This is a genomic window from Micromonospora sp. RTGN7, from assembly GCF_033804645.1.
Lineage (GTDB): Bacteria > Actinomycetota > Actinomycetes > Mycobacteriales > Micromonosporaceae > Micromonospora.
This window is the reverse complement of the sequence record NZ_JAPZLF010000040.1, coordinates 1-9,808: the sequence shown is the minus strand read 5'-3', so window position 1 is coordinate 9,808 and position 9,808 is coordinate 1. Positions and strand designations below refer to the sequence as shown.

General features: G+C 72.5%; 6 protein-coding genes and 1 pseudogene. 3 read left to right on the top strand and 4 right to left on the bottom strand.

Translation table 11 applies throughout. From position 1 onward, the window contains the following. Positions 1 to 1,177: pseudogene (locus tag SNR22_RS28965) on the bottom strand (hypothetical protein); the annotation flags it as partial. 294 nt (positions 1,178 to 1,471) lie between these two features. Then, on the bottom strand, positions 1,472 to 2,953 hold the full coding sequence (locus SNR22_RS28960; RefSeq protein ID WP_320069860.1) for an aminopeptidase P family protein: 1,482 nt from the start codon (positions 2,951 to 2,953) through the stop codon (positions 1,472 to 1,474). Positions 2,954 to 3,066: 113 nt separating this feature from the next. Here SNR22_RS28960 and asnB point away from each other — a divergent pair, with 113 nt between their 5' ends. Beyond that, a complete protein-coding gene (gene asnB, locus SNR22_RS28955; protein ID WP_320069862.1) occupies positions 3,067 to 5,028 on the top strand; it encodes an asparagine synthase (glutamine-hydrolyzing) in 1,962 nt (653 codons plus the stop codon). Positions 5,029 to 5,118: 90 nt separating this feature from the next. Here the strand turns inward: asnB and SNR22_RS28950 are convergent, their stop codons facing one another. Further along, complete coding sequence (locus SNR22_RS28950) at positions 5,119 to 6,249, bottom strand: lytic polysaccharide monooxygenase (RefSeq protein WP_413775727.1); 1,131 nt, start codon at positions 6,247 to 6,249, stop codon at positions 5,119 to 5,121. Positions 6,250 to 6,691: 442 nt separating this feature from the next. On the opposite strand from SNR22_RS28950, the gene SNR22_RS28945 reads away from it, so the two are divergent. Continuing rightward, positions 6,692 to 7,627, top strand: coding sequence for a carbohydrate kinase (locus SNR22_RS28945; protein ID WP_320069859.1), 936 nt, complete (start codon positions 6,692 to 6,694; stop codon positions 7,625 to 7,627). A gap of 86 nt (positions 7,628 to 7,713) precedes the next feature. Here the strand turns inward: SNR22_RS28945 and SNR22_RS28940 are convergent, their stop codons facing one another. After that, the gene (locus tag SNR22_RS28940) at positions 7,714 to 8,934 is read right to left on the bottom strand and encodes a multidrug effflux MFS transporter (RefSeq protein ID WP_320069858.1); all 1,221 of its coding nucleotides are present in this window, start codon (positions 8,932 to 8,934) and stop codon (positions 7,714 to 7,716) included. 135 nt (positions 8,935 to 9,069) lie between these two features. On the opposite strand from SNR22_RS28940, the gene SNR22_RS28935 reads away from it, so the two are divergent. Further along, positions 9,070 to 9,528: a MarR family winged helix-turn-helix transcriptional regulator gene (locus SNR22_RS28935; RefSeq protein ID WP_320069857.1), complete on the top strand. Its 459-nt coding sequence runs from the start codon at positions 9,070 to 9,072 to the stop codon at positions 9,526 to 9,528. The last annotated feature ends 280 nt before the right edge of the window (positions 9,529 to 9,808 follow it).

Here is a 9,808-nt window from a genome sequence, read left to right as displayed (position 1 = left end):
CGGTGTTGTTGGTGATGTGGGATTCCTTGATCCTGAGGATGCCGGCGTTGAAGATGCCGCCGCCGCTGCCCTTGGCGTGGTTGTTTTCCACGGTGGTGTGGTCGAGGAAGATGCGGCCGAAGTTGGCGATGGCGCCGCCGTTGCCGCTGGCGTTGTTGTTGAACAGGTTGCTGTCTTCGAGGTAGGCGGTGCCTCCGGGCTTGACGAGGAGTGCGCCACCGTCGGCGCCTTCGTCGTAGGTCCCGGGCCAGTCCTTACCCGGCTCGGCTGGCGTCCCCGGCTCAACCGGGGCAGTCCCCGGCGTGCTCGGCGCGGCTCCCGCGGCTACCGGAGCGGCGGCTACCGGAGCGGCGGCCACCGGAGCGGCGGCTACCGGCGCGGCGGCTACCGGCGCGGCGGCTACCGGAGCGGCGGCCACCGGAGCGGCGGCCACCGGCGCGGCGGCAGTCCCCGGCTTGTCGGTCTTCGGTGGGGTGGTGCCGTCGGGTGTGGTGGGCCAGGGTTCGGGTTCGTGCTTCTTCTCGCGGGCGGCGTTGCCGTCCTTGAGGGTGACGCCCTTGAGGGTGAGTTCGCCGCCCTCGCCGACGGTGAAGATGCGGAAGGCGTCCCGGGAGTCGCGTTTGATGATGGACTTGTCGCCCTTGATGGTGATCCGCTGGCGGATCGTGGGCAGGGCCGAGCCGTTCTTGCGGTCGTGGTCGTCCAGTTCGTACTTGCAGTCCCGGGCCAGCTTCAGCGTGCCGCCCAGTTCGTTGTTGGCCCGTACCACCGCTTCGACCAACGCGTCGTCGTCGCAGGGCACCTCACGAACCCGGCCCTCCCCGTCACGCTCACCCCGACCACCCCGATCCTTGCCGGACCAGTCGTCCTTGCCGGACCAGTCGGCATCGCTCCAGTCGTCCTGCTTGCCGGGATCCCGGCCGTCGTTCTCCTTGCCGGGTTTCTCGTCGGCCCGGCCGGCGTCGCTGACGTTCTGCTTCGCGGTGGACGAGTGCTGGTCCGACAGCCGGTTCGCGTCGTCGGACTTGTCGTTGCGGGCGGCCAATCCGCCGAGCGCCGCCAGACCGACGACGCCGGTCAGGCCGGCCACGCCGGTGACGACCCAGAGGGCTCGCCGCCGTTTCGCCAGCGGGGTGGCATGCACCCCACCGCCGGGAGTCGTTTCGTCGTTGGACATCAGAACCTTCCGCCCTTTCCTGCTACCAGACGGGGCCGCACCGCCCGAGGGGGCACGACCAGCTACAAATCGGTTGCAGCCTGCTGATCCCCACCGTATGAGAAGGTTCCTCGCGAGGAGGACGTATCCGAAAAAACCCCGCATTGCTCTCGGATCGGGCGCGAGTCCGCAGTCGGGCGATGGCGTGCACGAAGGTGCCGCAGGGCGGAAATGGCGGCGGGCCCCGCCACCGGTGCGTCGACGGTCGAAACGTCGCGTACCGGCGGCGGGGCCCGCCGTGGTCGTACCTGAGGATCAGCCGGGCAGGCGGGGGCCCGCCTCACGCTGCTCCGCCAGCCAGGTCTCCACCTCGTCGGCCCGGCGCGGCAACCCGGCCGAGAGGTTGACCGCGCCGGTCGCGGAGACCAGCACATCGTCCTCGATGCGGATGCCGATGCCGCGCAGTTCCTCGGGGACCAGATCGTCCTCCGGCTGGAAGTACAGACCCGGCTCGACGGTGAGCACGTAACCCTCGCCGAGGGCGCCCTCGCGGTAGTTCTCCTTGCGGGCGTTGGAGCAGTCGTGCACGTCGATGCCGAGCATGTGCCCGAAGCCGTGCAGCGTCCACCGGCGGTAGACCGTCGACTTCTCGTCCATCGCCTCGTCCACGCTCACCGGCAGCAGGCCCAGGTCGTGCAGGCCCTCGGCGAGCACCCGCATGCAGGTCAGCTGGACGTCCTTGAACTGCACCCCCGGCTTGATGAACTCGATGCCGGCCTGCTGGGAGGCGTACACGATGTCGTAGACCTGGCGCTGCAACGGGGTGAACCGGCCGTCGACCGGCAGCACCCGGGTGACGTCGGCGGTGTAGAGGTGGCGGTTCTCCACGCCCATGTCCATCAGCAGCAGCTCGCCCGGCCGGGTGACGCCGTGGTTGTGCACCCAGTGCAGGATCGTGGCGTGCTCGCCGGCCCCGACGATCGAGCCGTAGCCGACGTCGTTGCCGTCGTGCCGGGCGCGCAGCGCGAAGATCCCCTCCAGCAGCCGCTCGGAGACCGCTCGGTCGGCCGGCAGCACCCGGGCCACGTCCTCGAAGCCCCGCACGGTGGCGTCGATCGCGTCCTGGAGCTGGGCGATCTCCCACTCGTCCTTGACCAGCTTCAACTCGGCGATCGAGATCGCCAGCTCCCGGTCCCGGGCCGGCTGGTCCTCGGCGCGCGGCCCGTCGTACGGGCGCACGGCCGCGTCCACCCGGGCGTCGAAGCCCCGCAGCACGCGGGTACGCCCCGGCGCCAGCTCGGCCAGCGCCGCGTCCAGCTCGGTCAGGTCGGCGGTGGGCAGGCCCAGCTCAGTCGACTTCTCGGCCAGGGTGTGCCGCCGGCCCACCCACAGCTCGCCGTGCCGGCTGCGGAAGAACTCGTCGTTGTCGCGCGAGCAGCGGGGCCGCGTGTACAGGGTGGCGTCGTGCCCCGAGCCGTTCGGGCGCAGCACGAGCACGCCGTCCGGGTCGTGGTCGCCGGTCAGGTACGCGAAGTCGCTGCCCGGCCGGAACCGGTACTCGGTGTCGTTGGCGCGTACCTTGTCGCCGCCGGTGGGAATCACCAGCGTCTCGCCCGGGAAGGCCGAGGAGACCGCGGCCCGCCGCTTGGCGTGGTTCGGCGCCTCCACCCGGGGGTCGACGGGGAGGGGCGTGTCCTGCCAGCCCTGGCGCATGAACGACAGGTACGCCTCCGGAAAGTCCGGGTCGTGTGACTCGGTGCCGTCCGCCGGCTGGTTGCCCGTTACCTTTTCGCTCATGGTTCGCCCCCTGCGGCCTCGTCGCTGGCCCCGACGGTACCGCGCGCGTGTGAGACAGGGTGAGCCTGCGGTGCCCGCGACGCCCTCCCCGGCCGCGTGGAAAGATGACCACCATGTGCGGACTCCTGGCCTTCTTCAGCGCGAACGGCAACGCCGCCGCCCACCGCGACCACATCGCGGGGGCGTTGGAATGCCTGCACCACCGCGGACCGGACGAGACAGGCGTCGAGGTGATCGGCGACGCGAGCGGCCACTACGCCGACGGGGTGTTCGCGCACAAGCGCCTGGCGATCATCGACGTGGCGTCCAGCCACGAGCCGCTGCCGTACGCGGGCGGCCGCTACCTGCTGACCTTCAACGGCGAGATCTACAACTACATCGAGCTGCGCGACGAGCTGGTGCGGACCCACGGGGCCCAGTTCGCCACCGCCGGTGACGGCGAGGTGATCGTCGCCGGCTACCACTACTGGGGCGAGCAGGTGCTCACCCGGCTGCGCGGCATGTTCGCGTTCGTCATCTGGGACCGGCAGGAGCGCCGGGCGTTCGGCGCCCGCGACTACTTCGGTATCAAGCCGCTGCACTACCTGGAGACCGCCGACGGGCTCTACCTCGCCTCGGAGAAGAAGGCGCTGCTGCCGTTCGCCCAGTCCGCGTACGCCGGGGACGCCGGGATCGACCCGGCGAGCCTGAGCCACTACCTGACCCTCCAGTACGTCCCGGAGCCCGGCACCCTGCACCGGGGGATCAACCGGATCGGCTCGGGGGAGTACCTGACCTGGACCCCGGGCGGCCGGATCGACGTGCGCCGGTGGTACCGGCCGGTGTTCCGGCCGGCGCCGGTCAGCGACGAACAGCGGCTCTACCACGAGATCCGGGAGACCCTGCGCGAGAGCGTCCGGGTGCACATGCGCTCGGACGTGCCGGTCGGCTCGTTCCTGTCCAGCGGCATCGACTCCACCGCAGTGGTCGCCCTGGCCCGGGAGTTCAACCCGAACATCCTCACCTTCACCGTCGGCTACGACGTCCCCGGGTACTCGGAGATCGACGTCGCCCAGGATTCGGCCCGGCACCTCGACGTGACCATCATGCCCACCAAGATCGGGCCGCAGGACATGATCGACGCGCTGCCGAAGATCGTCTGGCACCTGGACGACCCGGTCGCCGACCCGGCGCTGGTGCCGCTGTACTTCGTCGCGAAGAAGGCCGCCGAGCACGTCACCGTGGTCCTCTCCGGCGAGGGGGCCGACGAGTTCTTCGGCGGGTACACCATCTACCGGGAGCCGCTCTCCCTCGGCACCGTCAACGGCCTGCCCGGCGGGGTGCAGAAGGGCCTGCGCGCGGTCTCCAAGGCCATCCCCCAGGGGGTGAAGGGCAAGAGCTTCCTGGAGCGCGGCACCACCCCGATCGAGGAGCGCTACTACGGCAACGCCCGGATGTTCACCGAGGAGGAGAAGCAGCACCTGATGCGCCGCTACGACCCCTCGGTGCGCTACACCGACGTCACCGCACCGATCTACGCCGAGTGCGCCGAGCTCGACGACGTCACCAAGATGCAGTACGTCGACCTCTACACCTGGCTGCGCGGCGACATCCTGGTCAAGGCCGACCGGATCTCGATGGCGCACTCGCTGGAGGTCCGGGTGCCGTTCCTGGACCGGGCGGTGTTCGACGTGGCGGCCACGATCCCGGTGGACCTGAAGCTCCCGCCGCGCTCCGACGCCACCAAGTACGCCATGCGCCAGGCCCTCCAGGGTGTGGTGCCCCCGGCCATCGTCAACCGTAAGAAGCTCGGCTTCCCCACCCCGACGCGGGTGTGGCTGCGCGGCGAGATGTACGAGTGGGCCCGCTGGGTAATCTCCAACTCCGGCGCGGGCGAGCTGCTCGACCTGTCGTACGCGATGCGGCTGCTGGAGGAGCACAAGCGGGAGGAGGCCGACCACTCCCGCAAGGTGTGGACGGTGCTGATCTTCTGCATCTGGCACGCGATCTTCGTGGCCAAGACGCTCGACCCGGGCATCCAGCGCAACCAGTCGGCGCTGCTGACCAAGCCGGTGGTCGGCTCCATGGTCCGCTGAGCCTGGTCAAGAGGGGCCCCCTGTCAACGCCTGGCGTATGGCAGGGGGCCCCTCTCAACATGCCTCACCCGACGAGCGGGCGGCGTGGTGTCACGCCCGGGTGCAGCTCACCGTGGGCAGGGCGTTCGTCCCGGTGCTGTTGGCGACGAAGCCGAACGTCGTCGTCCCCTCCGGGGCGACCGTCCCGTTGTACGCCGCGTTGGTCACCGTCGTGGTCGACCCGGATGTGGTGTACGAGCCGTTCCACAGGTTGTTGATCGTCTGGCCGCCGGGCCAGACCAGGGTCGCCTTCCAGCCGGCGAACGGCGTCGTGCCGTGGTTCATGATCGTGACCTCGGCCTGGAACCCGCCGGACCAGGCGCCGACCACCTTGTAGACCGTCATGCAGTCGCCGCTGTGCGGCGGCGGCGTGGTGGTGGGGCTCGGCGGCGGGGTCGTCGGGTTCGGCGGGGGAGTCGTCGGGTTCGGCGGCGGGGTGGTCGGTGCGGGCGTCGTCGGGTTGGGCGAGCCGCCGTTGCCGACCCCGGTGACCTCGCCGTTGCCGCCGTCGAAGGCCACGTCCGAGCAGCCGAAGAAGTTCTCCTGGCTGTCCGAGCGGACCCAGCGCGAGTAGATGAGGTGCCGGCCGTTCTTGCTCGACGGCAGGTTGCCGCTGAAGTAGTAGTGCCCCTCGTTGGTGCCCGGCGAGCCGTTCTGCGGCGGGTTGGTCACCGTGAGGAAGGGCTGCTCCTCCAGGTCGTTCCAGGCCAGCGGCCGGGTAGGGCTCCAACTGTCCTTCGTCACGTAGAAGTAGAAGGTGCCCGGGTGGTGGGCCCAGTTGCTGTACTTGAAGTTCAGCCTGGCCCCGGACGTCAGGTGGGTGAGCGGCCAGTCGGTGCGGGCCAGGTCGTACCCGGTGTAGCCGGGGTTGCCGCCGCTACACAGCTTGCCGTCGGGGATGAAGCCGACGGTGCGGCCCCCGGCGTCGGAGCGCAGCACGCTGAACCAGTTGTACAGCGAGTTCGCCCCGCTCTGCGCGACCGCCGCCGTGCAGGCCGGGTTGATCGGCTTGATCTCACCTGTGCTGGAGAGGCCGTCCTTCCAGCACAGGTAGGTTCGGCTGCCGGGGGTCATCGGGGTGCCGTGGGCGGCGGCCGGTTCGGGGCCGGATGCCACGGCGACGGCGCCCGCGGCGAGGGTGGCGGCCGCGATGAGTAGTGCGGCCGTGCGGTAACGGGTCACGGGGATCTCCTGACTCGCGGGACGAGGCGCATCGAACGTCCCGCTGCGAACGAGCGGATGGGACGATCACGGTGCCGCGCCCGGGTCCCCGGAGGGCGCACGGAGTGCGGGTCACCGGCGGTCCGCCTCGGCGGACCGGCGTGCCCCTCGCGCTGGCTCTCTCCCGGCGCCGGCGACGCGGCAGCCCCCGCGCCCACCGGCAGCGCCATCTCATCACGCCGAAGCCACCGCACGCAATAGCCCACCGTCAATGAATCGCCCCCTGTCAACCGCCCTCACCCAGCACCCCACCGGCCCCCTCGCCCGCCGCCGCCGGGGGCCTGGGATTGTTCCCCGGCGCGTCCGGGCTTGATCGGTGACACGGTTCTGGTCCTCCTCGTCTGCGCCCCGGGGGAGTAGGACAGGATCGGAGTACGGCAGCGGAGCGACGGAAGGACCCACGATGGGATACGCGGTGGTGCTCGGTGAGGCCCTGGTCGACCTGCTCGACGCGGAGTGCGACGGCCGGCCCGTGTTCCGCCAGGCGATCGGCGGCGGGCCGCTCAATGTCGCGGTCGGGGTGGCCCGGCTCGGCGGGCGGGTGCAGTTCGTCGGCTCCCTCGGCGACGACGCACTCGCCGAGCGGATCCGCGGGTTCCTGGCCGACGCCGGGGTCGGCCTCCACGGCGCGGTCACCGTGCCCGCGGCGACCGCGCTGGCCGTGGCCACCCACTCCGGGGCCGAGCCGGACTTCCGCTTCTACGGCGAACCCCCGTCCTACGGGCTGCTCACCGCCGACGACCTGGACATCGGCCTGGTCTCCGGCGCCGACGTGCTCTACTGCGGGTCGATCGTGCTGCTCCGCCCAGCCGTGCTGGCCGCCGCGCGCCGGGCCTGGTCGGCTGCGGGCGGGCTGCGGGTCTTCGACCCGAACGTCCGGCCCCGGCTGCTCGACGGCCCGGCTGCGCTGGCCGGTCTCCGCGAGACGGTGGCGGAGTTCGCCGGCTCCGCCCACCTGGTCAAGCTGAGCGCCGCCGATGCCGAGCTGCTCTACCCCGGCGAACCGGTCGAGGGGGTCGCGGCGTACCTGCGCGAACTGGGGGCGGCGGCCGTGGTGGTCACCCTCGGCCCGGCCGGCGCGGTGGTCGCCACCGCCGGCGCCGATCCGGTACGCGTTCCCGCGCCGAAGGTCCACGCGGTGGACGCCACCGGCGCCGGCGACTCGGTGATGGGGGCGCTCATCGCCGAACTGCTCGTCGACGGCGAGCCCACCGACCCGGCCGACTGGCACCGACGGGTGGCGTTCGCGCTGCGGGTAGCCGGCCTGGTGTGCGAGTCACCGGGCGGCGCGGTCGCCATGCCCACCCGCGCCGAGGTGCGGCGCCGCTTCGCAGGCTGAGTGCCGTCTGGCACTGCCGCCTCCCGCGCCCGGTCCGGGCTGGTGCTGGTCGGTCGCGAGCCGCGCCCGGTCCGGGCTGGTGCTGGTCAGGTGCGGGCAGGGCGGGCGAGGGTGAGCACGGCGGCCAGGGAGAGGGCGGCCGCTCCGGCGATGACGGCCGCCATCGGCACTGCGCTGCCCTCGCCGCCCAGCCCGACCACCGGGGCGGCCAGCGCGCCGATCACCGACTGGAGGGAGCCCATCAGCGCCGCCGCGGTGCCGGCGTGGCTGGCTTGCCGGTCCAGCGCCAACGCCGTGCTGTTGGGCATCACCATGCCGATGGTGCCGACGAAGAAGAACAACGCCACGGCGATCGGCCACACACTGCCGGCCACCGCGCCGGTCAGTACGCCAACGGCGGCCACGGCGCCGACCAGCAGGACGGCGACCAGCAGGACGCGTGGGCTGAACCGGTCGAGCAGGCGGGCGTTGGCCTGGCCGGCGGCGACCAGGGCGAGCGCGTTGAGGCCGAAGATCAGACTGAACGTGCCGCCGGAGATGCCGAACACGTCCTGGAAGACGAACGACGACCCGGAGATGTACGCGAACAGGGCGGCGAAGGCCAGCCCCTGAGTCAGCACGTACCCCATGAAGACCCGGTCGGTGCCGAGCGACCCCATGGTCCGGATGGTGCCGGCCAAGCCGCCGGTGCTGCGCCGCTCGACGGGGAGTGTCTCGGGAAGCCACCAGGCCGCCGCGGCGGCGAGCAGCAGCCCGATCACCGCGAGGGTGACGAAGACCGTCCGCCAGGACCCGAACTGCAGCACCAGGCTGCCGACACTGGGGGCGGCCACCGGGGCCACCCCGAAGACCAGGGAGAGCCGGGAGAAGTACTTCGCGGCAGCCCGGCCGGCGTACAGGTCACGGACGATCGCCCGGGCCACCACCACGCCCATCCCGCCGGCGAAGCCCTGCACGAAGCGGGCGGCGGCGAGGATGCCGGCGTTCGGGGCGAACGCGCAGGCCAGTGCCAGCAGCGCGTACGCGACGAGCCCGATCAGCACCGGCCGGCGTCGGCCCCAGCGGTCGCTGAGCGGGCCGGTGACGAGCTGGCCGACGGCCAGACCGATCAGGCAGGTGGTCAGCGAGAGCTGGATCTGGGCCTGGCTGGCGCCCAGGCCGCGGGTCATGGCCGGGAACCCCGGCAGGTACATGTCCAACGAGAGGGGGCCGATCGCGGTGAGCGCCCCGAGCAGCACCAGCAGCCCGACCCCGGTGCCTCGGCCGTCGCCGGTTGCCCCGGTCGGCGTGGTCGCCCCATCGCTCACCGGGGCGGTGCCAGCGCCGGACCCGGTCGGCGATGCCGGCTTGCCGGTCGACTGCACCACACGCGCCACAACGCCCCCAGGAAAGTTGGTTTCCGGCTAACCTTAGCTCTGTCCGCAGAGGTATTTCGTCGTGAGGTGGGTGACATCGTGCCGGCCGACGAGACTGCGGCGCGACTCGGCGCCGTCGTGAGCGAGCTGCACCGGCTGCTGCGCCGTTCGATCAACGGGCGGGCCAACCGCGCGGCGTTGGCCGAGGCGCAGGTGGAGTTGATGCTGGCGGTCCGCGCCCACCCCGATGTCAGCGTCAAGGAGGTGGCCCGGCGGTTGGGCACCGCGCCGAACACGGTGAGCACCCTGGTCGGCGGCCTGGCCGACGCCGGGCTGCTGCACCGCGAGCGGGACCCGGACGACCGCCGCCTGGTCCGGCTACGGCTCACCGATGCCGCGCAACACCGGATGGCCGACTACGAACGCCACCGCGCCGAACTGCTCGCCGCCGCCCTCGCCGCCCTCGACCCCGCCGGCCGCGCCGCGGTCCGGGCTGCCCTACCCCACCTCACCCACCTGATCACCCTCATCGACCCCCCCACCTAACCCCACCCCCACCCCCACCCCGTCCCACCCACCCCCGCCCCCGCCCCGCCCCGCCCCCGCCCCCACCCCGCCCGCCCGTCCGCCCCGCCCCGCCCCCACCCCCCCCCCCCCCCCCCCCCCCCCCCCCCCCCCCCCCCCCCCCCCCCCCCCCCCCCCCCCCCCCCCCCCACCCCCCCCCCCCCCCCCCCCCCCCCCCCCCCCCCCCCCCCCCCCCCCCCCCCCCCCCCCCCCCCCCCCCCCCCCCCCCCCCCCCCCCCCCCCCCCCCCCCCCCCCCCCCCC